At 73.3% G+C, this 442-nt stretch carries 1 protein-coding gene; it reads left to right on the plus strand.

Going from position 1 to position 442, the window contains the following annotated elements:
* On the plus strand, nucleotides 1-349 hold a 349-nt coding region (locus G3I71_RS47735; protein ID WP_164325211.1), incomplete at its 5' end, for an SAM-dependent methyltransferase.
* Nucleotides 350-442 lie beyond the last annotated feature (93 nt).

Here is a 442-nt window from a genome sequence, read left to right on the forward strand (position 1 = left end):
GCACGAGGTGGTGCCCGGCATCAGCAGCGTGTCGGCGCTGCTGGCCCGGCACCGGACGAACCTGAACCGGGTCGGGCGCCCGGTGCAGATCACCACGGGCCGGCGGCTCGCGGAGGGCTGGCCGCAGGACGTGGACGACGTGGTGGTGATGCTGGACGCCCGGCACGCGTTCACCGCCCACCTCGACCAGGACCGGTTCATCTACTGGGGTGCCTACGTGGGCACCCCGGACGAGATCCTGGTCTCGGGGAAGCTGGCCGACGTGGCCGGGCGGATCGAGGAGCTGCGGACCGAGGCCCGTGTCCGCAAGGGCTGGATCATGGACACCTACCTGCTCAGGCGCCCCTGAGGTAGCCGGGCAGGGCCCGGGCGAGGCGCTCGTACTCCTCGGCGCGGTTGTAGATCTGGCCGCAGACGCGCAGCCCCCCGGCGCCCGGGCGGG

It is taken from the genome of Streptomyces sp. SID12501 (genome assembly GCF_010550245.1).
Classification (GTDB): Bacteria; Actinomycetota; Actinomycetes; order Streptomycetales; family Streptomycetaceae; genus Streptomyces.